The organism is Nesterenkonia maliinae (assembly GCF_051262655.1).
GTDB lineage: Bacteria > Actinomycetota > Actinomycetes > Actinomycetales > Micrococcaceae > Nesterenkonia.
The window spans coordinates 260,714-282,759 of sequence record NZ_JBIMEY010000001.1 but is presented as its reverse complement, the minus strand read 5'-3'; the positions used below and the strand labels follow the sequence as shown (position 1 = coordinate 282,759).

Sequence of the window (22,046 nt, the reverse complement as noted above, 5' to 3'; positions counted from 1 at the left end):
GTTGCGTGGATCACATTATGTCCCCATACTGGAAGCGCTTGCACTCAGGATGGCGGGGCGATCGACTCCGCTTCTTCATAGAGAGGGACACCGATGACGGTGAACACCGGAAGATTCACGACGATGACCGCGCTCCTGGGGCTGGGAGCACTTGCGCTGACCTCCTGCGGCTCCGGAGACGACTCCGCGGACGCAGGATCTGCCGAGTCGGCAGAGACCGGGTCGGCAGGTGCCGAGTCGAGCGACGCCGCGGAGACCGAGGGCGGCGAGTCCGGTGAATCAGCCTCGGGCAGCCTGACCATCTGGGCCGACGCCAACCGCGCCGAGGTCCTCAACGAGGTGGCCGCGGACTTCGAGACCGATACCGGCATCGCGGTGGAGATCGTCCAGCAGGACTTCGAAGAGATCCGCGACCAGTTCGTCTCCCAGGTGCCCACCGGTGAAGGCCCCGACATCGCCGTCGGGGCCCATGACTGGCTCGGCGTACTGGTGAACAACGGCGTCGTAGCCCCGCTGGAGCTCGGCGACACGGCCGAGGACTTCGAAGAGATCGCCGTGGACGCCTGGACCTACGAGGGCCAGACCTACGGCCTCCCCTACTCCATCGAGAACATCGCGCTGCTGCGGAACACCGAGCTCGCCCCCGAAGCTCCGGCGAACTTCGAGGAGATGATCCAGATGGGCGAGGACGCCGGCACCGAGTATCCGTTCCTGGTCGGCCTGGACCCCAACGAGAGCGACCCTTACCACCTCTACCCGTTCCAGACTTCCTTCGGCGCCCCGGTCTTCGGCACCGCCGAGGACGGCAGCTACGACTCCTCGCAGCTGGCCATGGCCGACGCCGGCGGGGAGGAGTTCGCCGGCTGGCTCGCTGAACAGGGCGAAGCAGGGGTGCTCAACCTCAACATCGACGGCGACCTCGCCCAGGAGAGCTTCAACGACGGCAACTCCCCGTTCTTCCTCACCGGCCCGTGGAACGTGGACGGCGCGCAGGAAGCCGGCATCGACGTCGCGGTGGACCCCATCCCGGCCGCCGGGGACCAGGACGCGCAGCCCTTCGCCGGAGTCCAGGGTTTCTTCCTCTCCGCACAGAGCGAGAACGTCGTGGCCGCCAGCAACTTCCTGATCAACTACGTCGGCACCGCCGCGGTTCAGACGGCGCTGTATGAGACCGGCGGGCGTGCACCGGCGCTGACCGAATCCTTCGAGCAGGCGCTCAGCGAGGATGAGATCGTCGCCGGCTTCGGCGAGGTCGGCGCGGAGGCCGTGCCGATGCCAGCGATCCCGGAGATGGGCGCGGTCTGGGATGACTGGGGATCCAGCCAGGCCGCCATCATCAAGGGCGACGGCGATCCGGTGGACCTCTGGCAGACGATGTCTTCAGACATCGCCTCGGCGATCGACTGATCCATGAGCGCACCGACCACCACCAGACCTGATGACCGCACCGCCGACGGGCGCCGGGCTCGGCGCACGGCCGAGACGGCGAGCATCGGCTGGAAGCTGCTGCTGCTGAAGATCACCGTGCTGGGACTGCTCAACGCCGTCTCCGTCTACGCCGCAATGGTGCTCTTCTTCAACGAGAGGTGGCTCATCGCCGCCCTGGTGGTGGTCGGCGGCGCATTCCTGACCTGGATCTACTTGCAGCGAGGGGCGCTGCCGGCGAAGTACCTGGCCCCGGGAGTGGTGTTCCTGCTGATCTTCCAGGTCTTCGTGATCCTCTACTCCGGCTACGTGGCGTTCACCAACTACGGCACCGGACACAACAGCACCAAGGATCACGCGATCCACGCCATCATGCTCCAGACCCAGGATCGCGTGCCGGACTCCCCGACCTACGAGCTCACCGTGGTGGAACGCTCCGGAGAGCTCGGGTTCGCGGTCACCACGGAGGCCGGTGAGATCCTGCTCGGCTCCGCCGATGCGCCCTTGGACGCCGTGGAGGGCGCCGTGGTGGAAGACGGTCGAGTGGTGGGTGTGCCCGATCACCAGGTGCTGGGGTTCGCCGAGCTCGTGGAGCGCCAGCAGGAGCTGACCTCACTGGCGGTGCCGCTCTCGGATGATCCCAATGCCGGCGCGCTGCGCACCCAGGACGGACAGCGGGCCTATGTCTACACCTCCCGCTTCGTCTACGACGAGGCCGCCGACACCATGACCAACACCCAGACCGGGGAGACCTACGCCGACGGCGGGGAGGGCGCGTTCGTCACCGAGGTCGGCGAGGAGCTGATGCCCGGCTGGCGGGTCAACGTGGGGCTGGAGAACTTCGTGCGCGCGGTCACCGAGGAATCCATCCGCGGACCGCTGCTCTACGTCACCGCCTGGACCTTCGCCTTCGCGTTCCTGTCGGTGGCCAGCACCTTCATCCTCGGACTGTTCCTGGCGATCGTGTTCAACGACCCCCGGATGAAGTCCCGCAAGTACTACAGGCTGGTCATGATCCTGCCGTACGCCTTCCCGGGATTCCTCTCCGCGCTGGTCTGGGCCGGCATGATGAACCAGGAGTTCGGGTTCATCAACAATGTGCTGTTCGGCGGGGCAGCGATCCCCTGGCTCAGCGACCCCTGGCTGGCGAAGATCAGCATCCTTCTGGTGAACCTCTGGCTGGGCTTCCCCTACATGTTCCTGGTCTGCACCGGAGCGCTGCAGTCGATCCCCGAGGAGCTCACCGAGGCCGCACAGATGGACGGGGCGAAGCCGTTCCAGGCGTTCAGGCAGATCAAGTTCCCGCTGCTGCTGGTCTCGATCGCGCCGCTGCTGATCTCTTCCTTCGCCTTCAACTTCAACAACTTTAACCTGGTCTACATGCTGACCGGCGGCGGCCCTCGCGACATCGAGGCAGGCATCAACGTGGGCTCCACCGACATCCTGATCTCGATGGTCTACAAGGTCGCCTTCGTCGGATCCCAGAGCGACTATGGCCTGGCCAGCGCCTTCTCCATCCTGATCTTCTTCATCGTCGGCACGATCTCCGTGATCGCGTTCCGGCGCACCCGAGCCCTTGAGGAGTTGAACTGAGATGGCTCAGTCACTGCGCACGCCCACACGCCGCTCAGCCGCCGACCAGACTGCCCGCCAGACTGCCGACCGACGCCCAGCCGCCCGGCCCCGGCCGTTCCGTCGCTGGTTCGCCCAGACTGGCTGGCGGCACCTGGTCGGCGTCGCCGTCGTCATCTTCGCGGCGTTCCCGCTGGTCTATGTGTTCTCGGCATCGCTGAACCCCGGCGGGACCCTGATCACAGCGAACACCTTGTTCGGCAATCTGAGCCTGCGCAGCTATGTGGATCTGTTCAACCGCCCGCAGCAGCCGTTCGCGGCCTGGTATGTCAATACGCTCTTCATCGGGTTCAGTGCCTCCGCGGGCAGCGTGATGCTCGGCGCCCTGGCCGCCTATGCCTTCTCCCGGATGCGCTTCACCGGACGCCGCTTCGGGCTGATCACGATCCTGTTGGTGCAGATGTTCCCGCAGCTGCTGGCCATGGTGGCGATCTTCCTGCTGATGCTCTCGATCGGGGAGATCTTCCCGGCCATCGGGCTGAACAGCCAGATCGGACTCATCATGGTCTACCTCGGCGGAGCCCTGGGCGTGAACACCTATCTGATGTACGGGTTCTTCAACACGATCCCGGTCTCCATCGATGAGGCGGCCAGGATCGACGGCGCCGGTCACGCCCGGATCTTCTTCACGATCATCCTCCCGCTGGTCTCCCCGATCCTGGCCGTGGTCGCGCTGCTGTCCCTGGTGGCCACGCTGAGCGAGTTCGTGATCGCCTCGGTGCTGCTGCGCGACCCGGAGAAGCAGACCCTCGCGGTCGGTCTCTACCAGTTCATCTCTCAGGAGACGTCGCAGAACTGGTCGATCTTCGCGGCCGGGGCGGTCCTCGCGGCGATCATTCCGGTGGCCCTGTTCCTGGCGCTGCAGCGCTACATCGTCTCGGGCCTGGTCGCCGGCAGCGTGAAGTGAGCCAGGCCTGAGGCAGGACTGGGAACTGCTCCCCACCGACTGAGCTGGAACGGGGTCTCACAGCATGCGAGCCGGGAGGCCGTCCCCGGGCCGTGAACTAGGGTGGGTTCCGCCGTCCGGACCGGGCGCGCGATCGTCGAGGAAGGAACCATGAGCCCCAGCAGCCAGCGCATCGCCACGGTGTATGACCAGGTCATCGCGCGAAATCCTGGGGAGCATGAGTTTCATCAGGCGGTCAGGGAGGTCTTCGACTCTCTCGGCCGGGTGCTCACCAAGTTCCCCGAGTATGTCGAGGAATCGATCCTGGAGCGGATCTGTGAGCCGGAGCGGCAGATCATCTTCCGCATCCCCTGGACCGATGACACCGGCCGGGTCCACATCAACCGCGGCTTCCGGGTGCAGTTCAACTCCGCGCTGGGACCCTATAAGGGCGGACTGCGCTTCGACCCCTCGGTGATGCTCGGCACGGTGAAGTTCCTGGGCTTCGAGCAGATCTTCAAGAACGCGCTGACCGGGCTGCCCATCGGCGGCGGCAAGGGCGGCAGCGACTTCAACCCCAAGGGGCGCAGCGACGGCGAGATCATGCGCTTCTGCCAGTCCTTCATGACCGAGGCCTACCGGCACATCGGCTCCTCGGTGGACGTCCCGGCCGGTGACATCGGCGTGGGTCGCCGCGAGATCGGCTACCTCTTCGGCCAGTACAAGCGCATCGCCAACCGCTACGAGGCCGGGGTGATCACCGGCAAGGGCACGTCCTGGGGCGGGTCCCTGGTGCGCACCGAGGCCACCGGCTACGGGGCGGCGTTCTTCACCGAACACATGCTCGGCGTCTCGGGTCGGTCCCTCGACGGCTCCAAGGTGCTGGTCTCCGGATCCGGCAACGTCGCGTTCTACGCCATCGAGAAGATCCACGCCCTGGGCGGACTCGTGGTGGGCGCCTCGGACTCCTCCGGCGCAGTTCACGATCCGGACGGCATCGACCTGGAGCTGCTGCGCGAGATCAAGCAGGTCCAGCGCGGACGGATCAGCGAATACGCCGACCGGCGCGGCTCCGCGGAGTTCATCGAGGCCAGGCCGGTCTGGGCGGTCGCGGAGAAGCACGACATCGACGTCGCACTGCCCTGCGCCACGCAGAACGAGCTCAACGACGACGACGCGCGGCTCCTGCTCAAGGCCGGAGTGAAGGCGGTGGTCGAGGGCGCCAACATGCCCACCACACCGGCGGCCATCGATCGGCTCCGCGAGGCCGGCGCGCTGTTCGGACCCGGCAAGGCCGCCAACGCCGGCGGCGTGGCGACCTCGGCGCTGGAGATGCAGCAGAACTCGATCCGCGACTCCTGGACCTTCGAGTACACCGAGTCTCGGCTCGCGGAGATCATGGAGAACATCCATGCCCGCTGCGCCGGCACCGCGGAGGAGTACGGGGTCCCCGGAGACTACGTCGCCGGGGCGAACATCGCCGGGTTCACCCAGGTGGCCGACGCGATGATCGCTCAGGGCGTCATCTGAGCAGACTCGGAACGGCCCGCAGGGTGCACCTCCTCAGCCGGTGGTCACCGGGGCGAGCGCCGCGGTCTCCTCATCGCTGAACAGCCGCGAGCGGACGATGAACCGGTTCCCGGTGGGCCCCTCGATGCTGAATCCGGCTCCCCGGCCCGGTGCGACGTCGATGGTGATGTGCGTGTGCGACCAGTACTGGAACTGCGCCTGCGAGATCCAGACCGGCACCGGCTCCGGGGTCCCAGGCTCCAGCCGGCCCAGCAGCACGTCCGCCGGGCCGGTCAGGAAGGTTCCCTGGGTGAAGCACATCGGAGCCGAGCCGTCGCAGCATCCTCCTGACTGGTGGAACATCAGCGGCTGGGCGTGACTGTCGCGCAGCTGACGCAGCAGCTCGGCGGCCGCGTCGGTGACGGCGATCCGTGAAGTACTCATGGCTCCATCATGCTCCTCTCCCTGCAGCTCTGCCTAGAAGAACCCGAGCTTGTCCTCGCTGTAGCTCACCAGCATGTTCTTGGTCTGCTGGTAGTGCGAGAGCATCATCAGGTGGTTCTCGCGACCTATCCCGGAGTTCTTGTACCCCCCGAAGGCGGCATGCGCCGGGTACTGGTGATAGCAGTTGGTCCAGACGCGCCCGGCCTGGATGTCCCGGCCCGCCCGGTAGGCGATGTTCGCTTCACGGGACCAGACCCCGGCACCAAGGCCGTAGAGGGTGTCATTGGCGATCTCGATGGCTTCGGCATAGTCCTTGAACTCGGTGACCGAGACCACCGGACCGAAGATCTCCTCCTGGAAGATCCGCATGGAGTTCTGGCCCTTGAAGATGGTCGGCTCCACGTAGTACCCCTCGGAGAGGTCCCCGCCCAGATCCACCCGGTTTCCGCCGGTGAGGACCTCCGCGCCCTCCTGCTGACCGATGTCGATGTAGCTCAGGATCTTCTCCAGCTGATCATTGCTGGCCTGGGCGCCGACCTGGGTGTCGGTGTCCAGCGGGTTTCCCTGCTTGACCAGCTTCGTCCGCGCCACGGCCTTCTCGAGGAACTCGTCGTAGATGCTGGACTGGATCAGCGCACGCGAGGGGCAGGTGCAGACTTCGCCCTGGTTCAGCGCAAACATCGTGAAGCCCTCGAGCGCCTTGTCGTAGAACGCGTCATCGGCCCGGGCGACGTCTTCGAAGAAGAGGTTCGGGCTCTTGCCGCCGAGCTCCAGGGTCATCGGGATGAGGTTCTGCGAGGCGTACTGCATGATCAGCCGGCCGGTGGTGGTCTCACCGGTGAAGGCGATCTTGCGAATCCGGGGGCTGGAGGCCAGCGGGGCACCAGCCTCGGCGCCGAAGCCGTTCACCACGTTGAGCACCCCGGCCGGCAGCAGGTCTCCGATGACCTCCATCAGCAGCAGGATCGACGTGGGAGTCTGTTCCGCAGGCTTGAGCACCACGGCGTTGCCGGCGGAGAGCGCCGGGGCCAGCTTCCAGACGGCCATCAGGATCGGGAAGTTCCATGGAATGATCTGTCCCACCACACCGAGCGGTTCGTTGAAGTGGTAGGCGACCGTGTCGCCGTCGATCTCGCTGATCCCGCCCTCCTGCGCCCTGATCGCGCCGGCGAAGTAGCGGAAGTGATCGACTGCCAGTGGCAGGTCCGCGGCGAGCGTCTCGCGGACCGGCTTGCCGTTCTCCCAGGTCTCGGCCACCGCGAGCATCTCGAGGTTCTCCTCGATCCGGTCCGCGATCTTGTTCAACACCACGGCCCGCTCAGCTACGGAGGTCTTGCCCCAGGCTGGCGCGGCCCGGTGAGCGGCGTCGAGGGCAAGCTCGATGTCCTCGGCCTTCGACCGGGGAATCTCGGTGAAGCTCTTTCCGGTGACCGGGGAGGGATTCTCGAAATATTCGCCGCCGACCGGCGCGACCCACTCTCCCCCGATGTAGTTCTCGTAACGAGACTTCCAGTTCACGAGCGCCCCGTCGGCTCCGGGCTGTGCGTAGATGGTCATCGTGGGTTCCTTCCCCTAGCTTCGCGCGTCACCGATCCGCTCCGAGTCCCGAAGATCCACCGGTCGACGCTGTGATGTGCCTCACATGAGCCCACCATAGAAGCACCCAGGTTGCACCGGCGTTGCATGGTTAGACTGTGAGCCAGCGCACAGTCACCCGTTGTGCGCCGAACTGGCCACCTCTTATCCGAGGAAGCGTCGAAGGAGTGTCGATGGAGGCTCTGCCCACTGAGCCGAAGACCTGGACAGCGCTGCCTCATGCGCTGCGCGAATCTTGGCTTCGCTCCGCCGGAGGCGTCCGGGACCCGCTCAGCGCGTTGCCGCCCATCGAGTTCGACGACGCCGCGCTGCGCGAGTACCGCAGGAGCCACCCGCTGCGGCTGGTGCTGCCGGTGCTGCAGCGACTGCTCATCGAACCCGCGACCGAGGCGGGGCTGATCGTGGCCATAGGCGACGCCGAAGGACGACTCCTCTGGGTCGAAGGTGCCCGCGAGACGCTGCGCCAGGCGGAGCGCTCGGCCTTCCAACCTGGGGCGAACTGGTCCGAGACCGCGATCGGGACCTCCGCCCCCGGCCTTGCACTGGCCACCGGTCGTGGCGCCCAGGTGCACCGGGAACAGCACTTCTCCTACGCCGCGCATCGATTCTCCTGCTCCGCGGTGCCGGTCCGTGACCCCTCCACGGGGCGCCTCCTGGGCGTGGTGGACCTGACCGGAGATGCCCAGGCAGTGGCGGTGCATTCACTGCCGCTGCTGCTCGCCGCGGTCTCCGCAGCTGAGACGGAGCTGAAGCTCCACCCCGGGTTCAACACCCAGGCTGCCCAGCCCACGCTGACCACCCTCGGGCCCGGCCCGGCAGTCCTGGGCAGCTCCGACGCTGCGCAGCAGCTGGGTCTGCGCCATGCGGAGATCCTGGTTCTGCTGGGATGGCGGGCGGATCGTGGTGCCGAGCGCGGGCTCACCGCGGAGGAGCTGTCCGAGCTGCTCTACGGCGAGGCCCACCATGCGGTGGCCGTCCGGGCCGAGCTGGTCAGGCTGCGTCGCCTGCTGGCCAAGCACCGCTCCCCCGGCATCGACCTGCTCTCCCGCCCCTACCGGCTCAGCGCTCCCGTGCGACTTGACGCGTGGGAGGCGTACGAGGCGCTCACCGTCGGGGATCGGGGCCGGGCGCTGGATCTCTACCGCGGCCAGCTGCTGCCGGGTAGCGAGGCTCCAGGGGTCCTGCGGGTCCAGCGAGAGCTCTCGGCGGTGCTGCGCGAGGCGGTGCTCTCCGACGGCACCGCGGACGAGCTGTGGCGGTACCTGCAGCTGCCCGAGGCCACCGATGACCAGGAGGCGATCAGGACGGCGCTGCGTCTGCTGCCGATGGAAAGCCCGCGTCGAGCGGCGCTGGTCGCCCGAAGCTGCCTCTAGGATCCGCCGACCCTGCGCGAAGCTCGCACGCGGGGTCGTAGACTCGTCAGTCATGTCCGCATTCTCCGCCAGTTCAGCCAGTTCAGCCGGTTCAGCCGGTTCAGCCGGTTCAGCCGAGGCAGACCCTCCCAGGCACGGCCGGCCCTACACGGTGCTGAGTCCGGCCGCCGAGATCACCCATGAGATCGAGCGTCGACGCTCCCGGTTCCGTGCCCACCTGTTCCGTGCTGAGAGCGACGTCGAGGCAGAGTCCTGGGTCGAGCAGCTGCGCCGGGCACACCCCGATGCGCGGCACCATTGCAGCGGCTGGGTCATCGGTGCCGAACGGCGGATCCAACGAGCCCAGGACGACGGCGAGCCCTCCGGCACCGCGGGCGCGCCGATCCTCGCCGCGCTGCTGAAGACAGAGATGCCAGGCGGCGAAGCCGATCTCAGTGATGTCACCGCCGTGGTGCTGCGCTGGTTCGGCGGCACCTTGCTCGGACCAGGTGGCCTGGTCAGCGCCTATTCAGACTCGGTGACCGGGGCGCTGACCCATGCTCGCGAGCAGGGTCAGCTGCGAAGCCGGGTGCCGATGCGGCTCTTCGAGGTGCCGGCCCCCATCAGTGAGGCGGGCCGCTGGGAGAATGAGCTTCGCGGCCTCGGCACCGCTGTAACCGCAACCGACTACAGTGCGGACGGCACCGAGGCGCGGATCCGACTCTCGGTGCCCGACACTGAAGCGGACCTCGCGGATCTGCACCGTCGGATCGCGGCGCTCAGTGCCGGATCGGTGACCCCAGAGGCGGCGGGCCAGCGCTGGATGGACCAGGACCGCACACGGTGAGGATCGGCCCGGGCCAGCGCTGAGACCGGCCAGAGCGGCTCAGGTGTCGAAGACGGTGGATGCCGACTGACGCCCGACCGAGGCCACCAGCTCCTCGGCGAGCACGCGCAGCTTCACATTGCGATGGCTCGACGCCTTGCGCAGGATGGCGAAGGCCTCCTCCTGGCTGCAGCGGTTCTGTCCCATGACCACGCCGACGGCGATGTCGATCGCCGTGCGGGACTCCATGGCGGCCTGGAGGTGCTCCACGTTCTCCGAGTACGCCGCCATACGCAGCGCGATCACCCCGACCTTGGAGGCGAGTTCGGCGTAGCGCCGGGCGGCGTCGATCTCCGCGGGACCGAACGCCTCCGGCGTGCTGGTGTAGAGGTTCATCGCCGCCGCGGCCTCCGACTGCAGAGTCAGCGGCAGGGCGAGCACGCTGCGCATGCCGAACTCCCGCACTGCGGCCATGTAGCCCGGCCAGCGCCGCTCCGAGCGCACATCCGCCACGCTGATCACGGTATTGGTTCGCTGCGCCTCCAGGCAGGGTCCTTCGTCAAAGCCTGCCTGGACCTCGTCCAGGCGGGCAGCCTCCGGACTGCTGGCGGCCACCACGACGTTGCGCTTGGTCCGATCCAGGATGATGCTGCACAGCACCGGCTGGGTCCCGCTGAATCGCTCGGCCGAGACCTGGGCCAGACCCTGGAGAAAGCTCGAGATGTCGCTGTCCTGTTCGAGCAGGACCTGCAGATCGGCCGAGACGTCGACGTCTGCGGCCTCGGTGTCGATGGCGTCCAAGACGGCGTCGTCGACGTTGTCCACGTTGTCGGTGTCCAGATACTGTTCGTTCAGCTTGGGCTCTGTGCTCATAGGTCATCTCCGCTCCGACGGGGGCGCCGCCCTCAGCGACGCCACAAGTTTACTTGAAACCGCATGACACGTCCGCAGGATCCGCCCTCTCCTGCCCGAGGCACCAGTGGGAGCCGTTCCTCGCACACTCTGACCTGGTCCGATAGCTCCCACGAGACAGATCCGGCACCGCGCGGTCTGGCGCGGCAGAGACCACACCACGGGGAATCACGGGGGTTCCCCCGTAGTCCCTGCGGGGGTTCGCCCACCACTGTGACGCCGGGCCCGACTCTCCGTTTAGCGTGGTCAACGCACCGTAGCAACGCGCCCCTGCCGTTCCAGGGGCGCCCCTGGACATCAGCGAAGGCGGATCTCGGGGAGGTGCAGCGCCGACCGGCGATCACCGTCCCCCGCGACCGACGGACCCGACCTTTGGAGCAGATCTATGAAATTTGGCAACCGCATCCCCTGTGACTACTTCGAGACGAAGGGAAAGGGTGAGAGCGACGTGACGATCCACGCGGGGTCGTTCCACCTGGCCCTTCACGACGCTGGGATCGAGATGGCCAACATCATGACGTACAGCTCGATCCTGCCCAAGAGCGCGGTCATGAAGGACTACCCGGGCCGCGACGCCATCGCTCACGGCGAGGTGATGGAGTCCATCGTGGCCCAGCACTCCTGCGGCCCCGGGGAACGCGCCACCGCGGGGATCATCTACGGAGTGCTCCATGATGAGAACGGCGAGAAGCAGGGCGGACTGGTGTGCGAGTTCGGCGGGGGGATGGCCGAGGAAGACGTCAGGCCGCACCTGCGCGACATGCTCGACGAGCTCTACTTCAACGGCTACGAGCACCTGGAGCTGCGCGACATCCGCTACATCGTCGAGACGATCGTCCCCACCAAGGCCTATGGAACTGCACTGGCCGCGCTGTGCTTCATGAACTACACCTACCCGCAGGTGGACGAGGATTGAGGAGCCCCGGGCGCCGGGATTGCGGTTCGAGGCTCTCGACGGGTTCCCGGGCGTCTCGTCTGTGGCTAGACTGAGAAACGAGTTCAGCAGTGGGCTCACCTGATCACTCCCTCAGGAGCAGACATGGTCCACCCACTGCAGGCGCGCCGCATGACTTCGCGGCTTCCACATCGAACACTCTCCACACGCCGGTCGCATCCGGGTCAGAGACAGCACGCCACTACCCCCAGAGGAGTGTGGCCATGACCGACATCGGAGACATCATGGCACCGCTTGGTGCCACCATCCTGGGCACCCGGTCACTGGCCGATGCCGCGCAGGTCCTCGAGGAGTCCGACCCGGCCGTGGTCCTGAACCTGTCCTACCGGGCCGTCGGGCTCATCACACGTGTGGATCTGGTCGCGGTGCAGCAGCAGGACCCGCAGGGCTGGGCGAGGCGCCGCTGCGTCGGCCTGGCTCGAGCAGGTGATCACACCGTGCAGCGCAGCACCCCCATCCGAGAGCTCCTGGTCAGTTCGGTGCTGGACACCTCCCGGCCTCTGCTGGTGCTGGATGGGGACGAGCCGGCGGGGATCCTCCTTCCGGAGCGCATCAGCGCGTGGCGTCGGGAGAACCAGTCGGTCAGGACCGCCAGGATCAGCTCATCAGGGGAGACCCGATGAAGGGGTCGATCCAGAGTCCGATGAAGAGCAGGGTGAGGTAGAGGATCGAGAGGTGGAAGACCTTCATGGCCTTCTTGTCCGTGAGGGTCCCGTTCTCGGCCTGCCGGTGCAGCACGTGGGCCTCGTAGATGAACCATGCCCCCGAGGCCAGCGCGAAGGCGGTGTAGGTGATGCCCGCCCAGCCCATCGGGATCAGCAGCAGCGAGCACATCACGGTGGCCCAGGCGTAGAGCACCACCTGGACTGAGACCGTTCGGGCGGTGGCGACGGCGCCGAGCATCGGCACATCCGCGGTCTGGTAGTCGGTCCGGTACTTCATCGAGAGCGGCCAGTAGTGCGGCGGGGTCCAGAGGAAGATGATCACGAAGAGCACCACTGCCGGCCATTCCAGCGTCTCGCGGACCGCGGCCCAGGCGATGACCACCGGGAAGCACCCGGCGATGCCGCCCCAGATGATGTTCTGCTCGGTACGGCGCTTGAGGATCATCGTGTAGACGACGACGTAGAAGAAGATCGCGGCCGCGCCGAGACCTGCGGCCAGCGGATTGGTCCCGAACCAGAGGACGGCGATCGCGGCGGCACCCAGCACTGAGGCGAAGATCAGCGCCTCGCGGGGGCTGAGCTCACCGGTGACCAGCGGACGCTTCTTGGTCCGGTTCATCAGCTTGTCCATATCGCGATCGATATAGCAGTTGAAGGCTCCGGCGGACCCCGCGGCCATCGCACCACCGACCAAGGTGGCCAGTGCGAGCCAGAAGTCGGGGACTCCCTGTTGAGCGAAGAACATCGTGGGCAGGGTGGTGACCAGAAGCAGCTCAATGACGCGAGGCTTGGTGAGCGACCAGTAGGCGGCCGCCTTGCGACGCCATCGAGGCTGCGCCGCCTCCGCGCCTTGGGCAGCAGAAGCTGCACGCGCTGCGGAATCGCCGGTTGGGGCGACAGAAGTCTCTTGGGTCACGTCTCAGCTCACAGGGGGTCGAGGTGCACTCGTCGTCGTCGTTCAGTGTACCGGTCGTCAGCGGGGTCATGAGGGCCAACCGGCCTGTTCGACGAATTATTTCTACACGAGGTAGAAATAGCGGGTCGTGGACCGCGCCTGCAGGCTCAGGCGTCGATGCGGTCGCGGTCCAGAGCCTGGGACCCTTCGATGATGAAGTCCTTGCGCGGGGCCACCACGGAGCCCATCAGCAGGTCGAACACCCGTTCGGCGGCCTCGGCGTCCTGCACCCGAATCCGGCGCAGCGCGCGATGCTGCGGATCCATGGTCGTCTCGGAGAGCTGGTCGGCATCCATCTCACCGAGACCCTTGTAGCGCTGGATCGGTTCCTTGTAGTTCAGCCCCTCCTGCTCGAGCTGCCCCAGCAGCCGGTTCAGCTCCGCCTCGGAGTAGGTGTACTTGACCTCATTGGCCTTGCGTCCTTGGTGGATGACCTCCACTCGGTGCAGAGGGGGCACTGCGGCGAAGACCCGCCCCGCTTCGATCATGGGGCGCATATAGCGGAAGAAGAGGGTCAGCAGCAGGGTCCGGATATGGGCGCCGTCGACGTCGGCGTCGGTCATCAGCACGACCTTGCCGTACCGTGCGGCCTCGATGTCGAAGGAGCGGCCAGATCCTGCGCCGATGACCTGCAGCAGGGCGGCGCACTCGGTGTTCGAGAGCATGTCCGCCACGGAGGCCTTCTGGACGTTGAGGATCTTGCCGCGGATCGGCAGCAGCGCCTGGAAGTCGGAGGAGCGGGCCAGCTTCGCGGTCCCCAGGGCCGAGTCGCCCTCCACGATGAACAGCTCTGTCTCGGCCACTCCCTTGGACCTGCATTCCACGAGCTTCGCCGGCATGGACGAGGTCTCCAGCGCATTCTTCCGACGCTGGGTCTCCTTGTGCATCCGAGCCGAGATGCGGGATTTCATCTCAGCGACGACCTTCTCCAGCACCGCGGTGGACTGCTGCTTGTCCCCGCGCTTGGTGGAGCTCAAGCGGGTCTCCAGCTCCTTGCTGACCACCTTGGAGACGATCTGGCGGGCCGCGGGGGTGCCGAGGATCTCTTTGGTCTGTCCCTCGAACTGCGGTTCGGCGATGCGGACCGTCACCACTGCGGTGAGTCCTGCGAGCACGTCGTCCTTCTCCAGCTTGTCGCTGCCTGCCTTGAGCTTGCGCGAATTGGCATCCACCGTCTTGCGCAGTGACTTCAGCAGAGCCTGCTCGAAACCGGTCAGGTGGGTGCCGCCCTTGGGGGTGGCGATGATGTTCACGAAGCTGCGCACGGTGGTCTCATAGCCGATCCCCCAGCGCAGCGCGATGTCCACCTCGCAGTCGCGCTCCACGTCCTCCATGTGGCTGCGGCCGTCGGCGGCGAGCACCGGGATCCGCTCAGTGAACTTCCCGTGCCCCTGGATCCGCCAGATGTCGGTGACCGAGGCGTCAGAGGCCAGGTGATCGGCGAACTCGCTGATGCCGCCGTCGTACTGGAAGACCTCCTCCAGGGGCTCCGACCCACGTTCGTCACGGACGGTGATGCGCAGCCCCGGGACCAGGAACGCGGTCTGCCGGGCACGGTTGGCGATCTCGACGTCGTTGAAGCCGGCGTCGGAGGTGAAGATCTGCCGGTCGGACCAGTAGCGGATGGTGGTGCCGGTGACCCCGCGCTTGGCCTTCCCGATGATGTCCAGCGGGGAGCCGTCCAGGGCGGGGGTGAACTGCGCCTCCGGGTCGGGGCGGGAGCCGGAGAAGACCCCTGGCTCACCCCGGCGGAAGGAGAGCTGGTGGACCTTCCCGCCGCGGGTCACCTGGGCGTCGAGGCGCGCCGAGAGCGCGTTGACCACCGAGGCGCCGACGCCGTGGAGTCCGCCCACAGCGTTGTAGGAGCCGCCGCCGAATTTGCCGCCTGCGTGAAGCTTGGTGAAGACGACTTCCAGCCCGGAGAGCCCGGTCCGGGGTTCGATGTCCACGGGGATGCCGCGACCGTCGTCGCTGACCTCGACCGAATCGTCGGGGTACAGGGTGATGTTGATGGTGGAGGCGTGGCCGGCGAGTGCCTCGTCCACGGAGTTGTCGATGATCTCCCAGAGGCAGTGCATGAGTCCGCGGGAGTCGGTGGAACCGATGTACATCCCGGGACGTTTGCGGACGGCTTCGAGACCTTCGAGCACCGACAGATGCCGGGCGTCATACTCCGAGCGCTTGGCCACGCAGTGTCCTCCTGTGGTGGTGGTGAATCATTGTCATCGTAGTGGGGTCGGGCCCCGTGGCCTCGCAGAAGCGCCGCAGTCGGTACGCGCACAGCGAAAGCACGGCGGTTTCACGCAGCGGCTGCGAATGAAACGGCCCGGTTCGTGGTTCTATGGAACACCAAGAGATCTTCAGTCGGGTCCTCCCGGCTGCAGGAGCTCTGGAGAATTGACCTGAGGAGGCGAAGAGCATGACCGGCACAACTGGCACCGTGGAAAACCAGCCCACCACCTTGACTGCCCTTGACCGTTGCGACCGCTGCGGCGCGCAGGCTTACGTGCGAGCGGCGCTCTCATCCGGCGTTCTGCTCTTCTGCAATCATCATGGCCGGCAGGTCGAAGATTCACTGCGACCCAAGACCATCGAGTGGATCGATGAATCAGATCGCCTCGTGACCGCCAAGTAGCGCGGAAGCAGACGAGAAAGGGTGCGGCCCGGAGAAATCCGGGCCGCACCCTTTTTCCATGTCCGCCGAAGCTCTGCTGTGCTTCGACGGACAGAGGCGCTCAGTGGAGCGGGGACTCAGTCGAGGTAGTCGCGCAGCACCTGTGAGCGGCTCGGGTGACGCAGCTTCGACATGGTCTTGGACTCGATCTGGCGGATCCGCTCGCGCGTGACGCCGTAGACCTTGCCGATCTCGTCGAGGGTCTTCGGCTGGCCATCGGTGAGGCCGAATCGCATGGCCACCACTCCGGCTTCGCGCTCGGCGAGGGTGTCCAGGACCGAGTGCAGCTGTTCCTGCAGAAGCGTGAAGCTCACCGCGTCCGAGGGAACGACAGCCTCGGAGTCTTCGATGAGGTCACCGAACTCGGAGTCGCCGTCCTCGCCGAGCGGGGTGTGCAGCGAGATCGGCTCGCGGCCGTACTTCTGCACCTCGACGACCTTCTCCGGGGTCATGTCGAGCTCCTGCGCCAGCTCCTCCGGGGTGGGCTCGCGGCCCAGGTCCTGGAGCATCTGGCGCTGCACACGGGCGAGCTTGTTGATGACCTCCACCATGTGCACGGGGATGCGGATGGTGCGCGCCTGGTCAGCCATGGCGCGGGTGATCGCCTGGCGGATCCACCAGGTGGCGTAGGTCGAGAACTTGAAGCCCTTGGTGTAGTCAAACTTCTCCACCGCGCGGATCAGACCGAGGTTGCCTTCCTGGATCAGGTCCAGGAAGAGCATCCCGCGACCGGTGTACCGCTTGGCCAGGGAGACGACCAGGCGCAGGTTGGCTTCGAGCAGGTGGTTCTTGGCGCGCTTGCCGTCGGCGACCACGAGCTCGAGGTCCCGGCGCAGCCGGCGATCGGTGATCTTCTGGTTGTTCAGCTTGTGCTCGGCGAAGAGCCCGGCCTCGATGCGCAGCGCGAGGTCGACCTCCTGTTCGGCGTTGAGCAGCGCGACCTTGCCGATCTGCTTGAGGTAGTCCTTGACGGGGTCAGCGGTGGCGCCGGCGGAGACCACCTGGATCGCCGGGGCGTCATCCTCGTCGGCGTTGGAGATGACGAAGCCGCGCCCCTTGGACTCTTCTTCCTCACCCTCCTTGGCCTTGACGGACTCCTCGGTGATGGCTTCGGGGTCTTCTCCATCGGCCACGGCCTTCGCCACGGCCTTCTCCAGCGCCGCGGTGGGTGCCGCCTTCTCCTCGGCATCGACCTCCGCGAGGACCTCGTCGACCGGATCGGCGGCCTTCTTGCGGCCTCCGGTCTTCTTCGCAGGCGCCTTGTCGATCGACTCGGCAGCGGCCTTCTTCTCTGCTGCGGTCTTCGCCGCGGTGGTCTTGGCGGTCGTCGATTTCGCCGCAGTGGTCTTGGCGGCCGGGGCCTTCTTGGCGGGCGCCTTAGAGGTGGAAGAGGCGGGGCTCTTCTTCGCCGCAGTGGACTTCGCGGCGGTGCTGCGAGCTGCAGTGCTCTTCTTGGCGGGCGTCTTCTTCTCAGCCTCTGCAGCGGCCGCGTTCTCTTCGGTGGACTTGGACGCAGTAGTGGGCACGGTGACCTTCCGACTTAGACATGTGATGCAGATGCGATGAACTTGTCGGTCAACACACCTATGACCCTGTCAAGGCCATTTCGGAAATCATACTCGGATGAGGAGCTGTCAACAGCTCCCCGGACGGGTGTGATCCCTCGATGGTTGCAGGGTCTCAATGGTTGACAACATAGCCTGTTCCGCCCGCATTCCCAATCTGAGCGTTTTTCTTCGGCTAATCGGGACCCGTCATGGAGTTCCTGGACCACGACCAGCTGTGCTGCTTGACCCGCGCCCAGAGGCAGACGCCCTTGAACTGCATCAGCGACTCGATGACCTGGCTGAAGCCATTGTCCGGGAACTCCGCAAGGCACCGGTCCACGAAGGAGCCCGCCGCGCTGCCGCGGCCCCTCACCCATTCGATCCATCCCATCAGACACAGCAGGTTCTCCCGTTCGGCACCGTGGGCGTAGGGCACCAGTTCACGCAGCACCGCTTCCAGCGCGTCCACACGGGGCCAGTCTGGGCGGCGCCCCGTCTCGCCGAAGAACGACTTCGCGTAGTCCTGCAGCATCACCTCTTCGACTGGATCCACGGGTTCCTCCCCTGCACGCTCATCGAGGTGCAGCCCGAGCAGCGCATGGTCGATGCTCAAGGTGGCCAGCGGGATCAGCAGGTCGCGACCGAACCCGGTGCGCAGCTGCCCGAGGAGCATGGTGAGCCGCTCCGCCTGTGCTGCGGGCTCCACCGAGTCACCGCCGGAGTCCGGTGTGGGGTTGAGCTGCTGCCGCAGCGCCAGGTCCCAGGCGTGCAGGAGGCCTCGCGGCGCGTGCTTATCCTGCCGCTGGGGATGGTCTCGGCGGGATTCCGCCAGGTGCGCGATGAGCGCCGGGTCGGCGGCGGGTGCACCGGCGAGAAACGTGTCGGCCGCCCGGTCCAGCGGCGGGGCCTCACGGCCTGGACCGGCGCCCAGCGGTCCGCCCAGGTTCGGGACCCTCAGATCCGAGAGGTGGCGGCCCGGAAGGTCGCAGCAGCCGAGGTCTGTGCAGAGCGGGTCACGGACGTGATCTCCAGAGACGAACCAGGTCTGTACGATCCGGACGCAATACTCAGAGTCCAGCATCATGGTCAGCGCATCCAGACAGGCACGCCACTGCTCGTCCTGCTCGGGGCTGACGGGGTCGTCGCCGATCAGCACCACGAGGGCCGCCTCGGGGGTCGGACAGGATCCCTCCCCCGCCAGGCAGTCTGCGACGAGCCGGGCGGAGGTGAACGGATCCCTCAGTGCCGGTTGCAGGTCGATGCGCATATGCCCGCCGGTGTAGCCCTGAAGCAGGCCGATGACGATGAGGGACTGCTGCGGCAGGCGTCCGAAGGTGTGGCGCACCAGGGCCATGCAGTCCCCGGGGTCCTGGATCGAGAGCGGGCCCTGAGCCTCGCCGATCGGAGCGGGCGCGCTCTGCGCCGGAGCCTGGGAGAGGTGCTGTGCGGGAGTATGTGCGTCCATGGAGCCAGACTGCGGGACTCGATGGGCGGCTGGACACTGGGAATCCCGACTGTGCAGAAGCCGCCGACCGGGATCTGGTCGGCGGCTTCTGGGGAAGACGAGGAGCGCGTGCTCCTGCTAGGGGCGGTCGTGCTCTTCCGGATCGGACTCCGGGTGCTCCGGAGCTTCCGTCGGAGCGTCCTCGGGAACATCGTGGGCATCGCCGTCCGGCGCAGCGCCGTCTGGTCCGGATTCGGGCGCCGCGGCGGTGCCTGAGTCTCCCGCTGGGTCCTTCAGTGAATCTCCGAGCAGGTCCTGGATCGCTCCGGTGCGTGCCGCTTCGGCGTCGGCCGCCGGATCGTGATGTCGGAGGTAGGCCTCCACGGCGGCGCCGAGCTCTTCGGCGTCGGGCACGGCGTCGTCGTCCTTGACCAGCAGCGAGCGCTGCTGCGGGGTGGCGTACTCGTCGAAGTTGCGTTCGAGCCGGTCGACCATGCCTTGGATCTCAGAGTTCTGCGCCACCTGGCGGGAGATGTCCTGCTCCACCATCCGGGAGGACTCGCGCAGCTCATCGGTGGGAAGCATCAGCTCCAGCGCCGCACCGGCGTACTCGAGCGCGGACACCGCCACGTGCGGGAAGCGCCCCCCGGCGAGGTAGTGCGGAACGTGCAGGGTATAGCCCACCACGTCCCGATCGGCCTCGGCGACCCGCAGCTCCAGGAACTGGCTCAGGCCGGCCTCGATCTGGGCGCTGGGGCCCCAGGTGGAGATGCCGTCGATGAGGTCCTCGCGGTTGCCGTGCGCGGTGACCCCGATGGGGCGGGTGTGCGGGGTGGGCAGGCCCAGCGCGTCCACCAGCACGACGAGCTTCACGTCGAGCCGGTCCACGAGCTGCAGCACCGCCGTGGACACGCGTTCCCACTGGTAGTCGGGCTCATCCCCGGTGAGGAACAGGAAGGGGCGGCCCAGGGCGTCGCGCACCTCGTAGAGCTCCAGCGAGGGTGCCTCGAAATTGCTGAACCGGTTGTCGGTGAAGGTGATCTGCGGACGGCGGGACCGGTAGTCGAAGAGCTCGTCGACGTCGAAGCTTGCGAGCCTCCGGTGCGGCAGAGTACCGAGCAGCGACTCGGAGAGCTGCTCGCTGAGGCTGCCCGCGTCGGTGTGCCCGGACCAGGAGACGAGCAGGCTCAGCCGATCCGCGGGCGACTGGTCGCCGCGCAGCACCAGGGCGCCGCCTTCTGCGCTCACGCTGGACTCACGCCCGTCCTGGGCGCCGAGGTTGATGGAAGCGTCCGACTCGTCGCTTCCATCGGCTGCGGGATGGACATGCAGCAGATCCAGGGGGTCCTTCACCTGAGGGGTCCTCTTTCCGATATGGGGTTCGAGCTGCGCCGCAGGCCCTGGGGCCGCGACGGCATCTCGGTGAGTCGTATACACAACAGGATGCCACCTGCGGACATTCCCGTGGTGAATGTGGTTAGGATCGATTATCAAGAACAACCAAGACGACATATCCCGATTCCACCACCCACGGAATCAGACAGGACCACTGTGATCCACGACTTCCAGCCCCGCCTCTCAGCCGTCTCCACCCCGGTGGAGAAGACCGACACCGACGCCCTGGTGCTCGGTGTCGCCAAGGGGCCGCAGGGACCCATCCTGCTCCCGAACCCGCTCGCCGACGACGCTGCGAAGGGTGTCGCGGACTCGCTGAAGGCGCTGGGGGCCACCGGAGCGGCCGATCAGCTGCTCCGCCTGCCCGGGATGGACGGCTTCAAGTCCGAGACCCTCGTGCTCATCGGTGTGGGACCGCTGACCGGCGAGGCCACCGGCGGCATCACCCTCGAGGCGCTGCGCCGGGCAGCCGGTTCCGCCGTGCGCCAACTTGGCAGCATCGACTCCGTGGCCCTGGCACTGCCCTCGGCCTCGGTGGAGCAGGTCGGGGCCATCGCCGAAGGAGCCGCCATCGGCGCCTACTCCTTCAACCACTTCCGCAGCTCCGAGGAGGCCCGCACGGCCACCCCGGTCAGCGACATCCAGGTGCTCACCGAGCTCAAGGACAAGGCGACCCGTCCGGTGATCGACCGGGCCGCCGTCGTCGGCTCCGCGGTGCGCGCCACCCGTGACCTGGTGAACACTCCGCCGAGCCACCTCTACCCGGAGAGCTTCGCCGACATCGTCGCCGAGCTCGGTGACCGGACCAAGGCCCCGGCCCAGCAGGGCGGCACAGCCCGGGCCGCGAAGCTCAAGATCAAGGTCTGGGGTGAGAAGGAGCTGGCCCGCGACGGCTTCGGCGGCATCCTCGGCGTCGGCGGCGGGTCCTCGCGCAAGCCGCGGCTGGTCCGCATGGAGCACTCCCCCGCCAAGCCGGTCGCGCACATCGCGCTGGTCGGCAAGGGGATCACCTTCGACTCCGGCGGGCTCTCGCTCAAGCCTGCCGCCGCGATGACGACCATGAAGCTGGACATGGGCGGCGCCGCCACGGTCGCCGCCGTCGTCCGGGCGGTCGCGGACCTGAACCTGCCGGTCAAGGTCACCGGTTGGCTCTGCCTGGCCGAGAACATGCCCTCGGACACCGCGCAGCGCCCCGAGGACGTCATCACCATCCACGGAGGCAAGACCGTGGAGGTGCTGAACACCGATGCCGAGGGCCGCCTGGTCCTGGCGGACGGGATCGTCGCGGCCTCCGCGGAGCAGCCCGACGCCATCATCGACGTCGCCACGCTCACCGGCGCACAGATGATCGCACTCGGCGTGCGCACCACCGGCGTCATGGGCAACGATGAGCTGCGCGAAGCCCTGGTCATGGCCTCGAAGGAAGCCGGCGAGAGCGTCTGGCCGATGCCGATCCCGGAGGAGGCCCGCTCCGGCTTCGACTCCGAGGTGGCCGATCTCACGAACCTCGGCGATCGCTTCGGCGGCATGATGAACGCCGCAGCCTTCCTGCGCGAGTTCGTCGGGGACCGCACCGGCGCCCCCACCGACCCGCTGGACCCCGAGACCACCCGCATCCCGTGGGCCCACCTGGACATCGCAGGTCCGGCCTTCAACGAGAAGGGCGCCTACGGCTACACCCCGAAATCGGGCACCGGCGTGATGGTCCGCACACTGATCAGCTACCTCGAGGGCCTGAGCCGCTGATCCAGTGGCTGATGCCTGCGCACAAGCGATAGGCTGAACGCAGTGAACACCTGGGAGAGGCTCCTCGGGGGGCATCACCGCCT

18 protein-coding genes are annotated in these 22,046 nt (G+C 67.0%); 10 read left to right on the top strand and 8 right to left on the bottom strand.

What is annotated here, in order from left to right; all coding sequences use genetic code 11:
* Positions 1 to 123 precede the first annotated feature (123 nt).
* The 4 genes from ACHAA4_RS01250 (at position 124) to gdhA (ending at position 5,473) form a co-directional block, all read left to right on the top strand.
* Positions 124 to 1,407: a sugar ABC transporter substrate-binding protein gene (locus tag ACHAA4_RS01250; protein WP_435772383.1), complete on the top strand. Its 1,284-nt coding sequence runs from the start codon at positions 124 to 126 to the stop codon at positions 1,405 to 1,407.
* A 3-nt stretch (positions 1,408 to 1,410) separates the two neighbouring features.
* Positions 1,411 to 3,018, top strand: a complete 1,608-nt coding sequence (locus ACHAA4_RS01245) for an ABC transporter permease subunit (RefSeq protein ID WP_435772382.1) — start codon at positions 1,411 to 1,413, stop codon at positions 3,016 to 3,018.
* 1 nt (position 3,019) lies between these two features.
* The gene (locus ACHAA4_RS01240) at positions 3,020 to 3,964 is read left to right on the top strand and encodes a sugar ABC transporter permease (RefSeq protein WP_435772381.1); all 945 of its coding nucleotides are present in this window, start codon (positions 3,020 to 3,022) and stop codon (positions 3,962 to 3,964) included.
* 150 nt (positions 3,965 to 4,114) lie between these two features.
* On the top strand, positions 4,115 to 5,473 hold the full coding sequence (gene gdhA / locus ACHAA4_RS01235) for an NADP-specific glutamate dehydrogenase (protein ID WP_435772380.1): 1,359 nt from the start codon (positions 4,115 to 4,117) through the stop codon (positions 5,471 to 5,473).
* A gap of 33 nt (positions 5,474 to 5,506) precedes the next feature.
* Here the strand turns inward: gdhA and ACHAA4_RS01230 are convergent, their stop codons facing one another.
* Together ACHAA4_RS01230 and adh are read right to left on the bottom strand one after the other, a co-directional pair.
* Complete coding sequence (locus ACHAA4_RS01230; RefSeq protein WP_435772379.1) at positions 5,507 to 5,896, bottom strand: DUF779 domain-containing protein; 390 nt, start codon at positions 5,894 to 5,896, stop codon at positions 5,507 to 5,509.
* A gap of 33 nt (positions 5,897 to 5,929) precedes the next feature.
* On the bottom strand, positions 5,930 to 7,453 hold the full coding sequence (adh, locus tag ACHAA4_RS01225; protein ID WP_435772378.1) for an aldehyde dehydrogenase: 1,524 nt from the start codon (positions 7,451 to 7,453) through the stop codon (positions 5,930 to 5,932).
* Positions 7,454 to 7,665: 212 nt separating this feature from the next.
* On the opposite strand from adh, the gene ACHAA4_RS01220 reads away from it, so the two are divergent.
* Together ACHAA4_RS01220 and ACHAA4_RS01215 are read left to right on the top strand one after the other, a co-directional pair.
* Positions 7,666 to 8,865, top strand: a complete 1,200-nt coding sequence (locus ACHAA4_RS01220) for a sigma-54-dependent transcriptional regulator family protein (RefSeq protein WP_435772377.1) — start codon at positions 7,666 to 7,668, stop codon at positions 8,863 to 8,865.
* 52 nt (positions 8,866 to 8,917) lie between these two features.
* Positions 8,918 to 9,691 carry an IMPACT family protein gene (locus ACHAA4_RS01215; RefSeq protein ID WP_435772376.1) on the top strand — a complete coding sequence of 258 codons (774 nt, stop codon included), beginning with the start codon at positions 8,918 to 8,920 and terminating at the stop codon, positions 9,689 to 9,691.
* Between the two features lie 39 nt (positions 9,692 to 9,730).
* Here ACHAA4_RS01215 and ACHAA4_RS01210 read toward each other — a convergent pair whose 3' ends face one another.
* Positions 9,731 to 10,543, bottom strand: a complete 813-nt coding sequence (locus tag ACHAA4_RS01210) for an ANTAR domain-containing protein (RefSeq protein ID WP_435772375.1) — start codon at positions 10,541 to 10,543, stop codon at positions 9,731 to 9,733.
* Between the two features lie 424 nt (positions 10,544 to 10,967).
* On the opposite strand from ACHAA4_RS01210, the gene ACHAA4_RS01205 reads away from it, so the two are divergent.
* Together ACHAA4_RS01205 and ACHAA4_RS01200 are read left to right on the top strand one after the other, a co-directional pair.
* Positions 10,968 to 11,498 carry a pyruvoyl-dependent arginine decarboxylase gene (locus ACHAA4_RS01205; RefSeq protein ID WP_435772374.1) on the top strand — a complete coding sequence of 177 codons (531 nt, stop codon included), beginning with the start codon at positions 10,968 to 10,970 and terminating at the stop codon, positions 11,496 to 11,498.
* A gap of 242 nt (positions 11,499 to 11,740) precedes the next feature.
* Positions 11,741 to 12,160 carry a hypothetical protein gene (locus ACHAA4_RS01200; RefSeq protein WP_435772373.1) on the top strand — a complete coding sequence of 140 codons (420 nt, stop codon included), beginning with the start codon at positions 11,741 to 11,743 and terminating at the stop codon, positions 12,158 to 12,160.
* Here the strand turns inward: ACHAA4_RS01200 and ACHAA4_RS01195 are convergent.
* Complete coding sequence (locus ACHAA4_RS01195) at positions 12,135 to 13,118, bottom strand: heme o synthase (protein WP_435772372.1); 984 nt, start codon at positions 13,116 to 13,118, stop codon at positions 12,135 to 12,137. The two genes, ACHAA4_RS01200 and ACHAA4_RS01195, sit on opposite strands and share 26 nt — an antisense overlap.
* A gap of 146 nt (positions 13,119 to 13,264) precedes the next feature.
* The gene (locus ACHAA4_RS01190) at positions 13,265 to 15,346 is read right to left on the bottom strand and encodes a DNA gyrase/topoisomerase IV subunit B (RefSeq protein ID WP_435772371.1); all 2,082 of its coding nucleotides are present in this window, start codon (positions 15,344 to 15,346) and stop codon (positions 13,265 to 13,267) included.
* Between the two features lie 230 nt (positions 15,347 to 15,576).
* Between ACHAA4_RS01190 and ACHAA4_RS01185 the strand changes: the two genes are divergently transcribed.
* Positions 15,577 to 15,792, top strand: coding sequence for a DUF7455 domain-containing protein (locus ACHAA4_RS01185; protein ID WP_106121475.1), 216 nt, complete (start codon positions 15,577 to 15,579; stop codon positions 15,790 to 15,792).
* Positions 15,793 to 15,908: 116 nt separating this feature from the next.
* On the opposite strand, the gene ACHAA4_RS01180 is transcribed toward ACHAA4_RS01185, so the two are convergent.
* From ACHAA4_RS01180 to ACHAA4_RS01170, 3 genes are all read right to left on the bottom strand, one after another.
* Positions 15,909 to 17,390, bottom strand: coding sequence for an RNA polymerase sigma factor (locus tag ACHAA4_RS01180; protein ID WP_435772967.1), 1,482 nt, complete (start codon positions 17,388 to 17,390; stop codon positions 15,909 to 15,911).
* Positions 17,391 to 17,571: 181 nt separating this feature from the next.
* Positions 17,572 to 18,843, bottom strand: a complete 1,272-nt coding sequence (locus ACHAA4_RS01175) for a DUF4192 family protein (RefSeq protein ID WP_435772370.1) — start codon at positions 18,841 to 18,843, stop codon at positions 17,572 to 17,574.
* 117 nt (positions 18,844 to 18,960) lie between these two features.
* Complete coding sequence (locus ACHAA4_RS01170; RefSeq protein WP_435772369.1) at positions 18,961 to 20,175, bottom strand: PAC2 family protein; 1,215 nt, start codon at positions 20,173 to 20,175, stop codon at positions 18,961 to 18,963.
* A gap of 198 nt (positions 20,176 to 20,373) precedes the next feature.
* Here ACHAA4_RS01170 and ACHAA4_RS01165 point away from each other — a divergent pair, with 198 nt between their 5' ends.
* Positions 20,374 to 21,963, top strand: coding sequence for a leucyl aminopeptidase (locus tag ACHAA4_RS01165; RefSeq protein ID WP_435772368.1), 1,590 nt, complete (start codon positions 20,374 to 20,376; stop codon positions 21,961 to 21,963).
* Positions 21,964 to 22,046 lie beyond the last annotated feature (83 nt).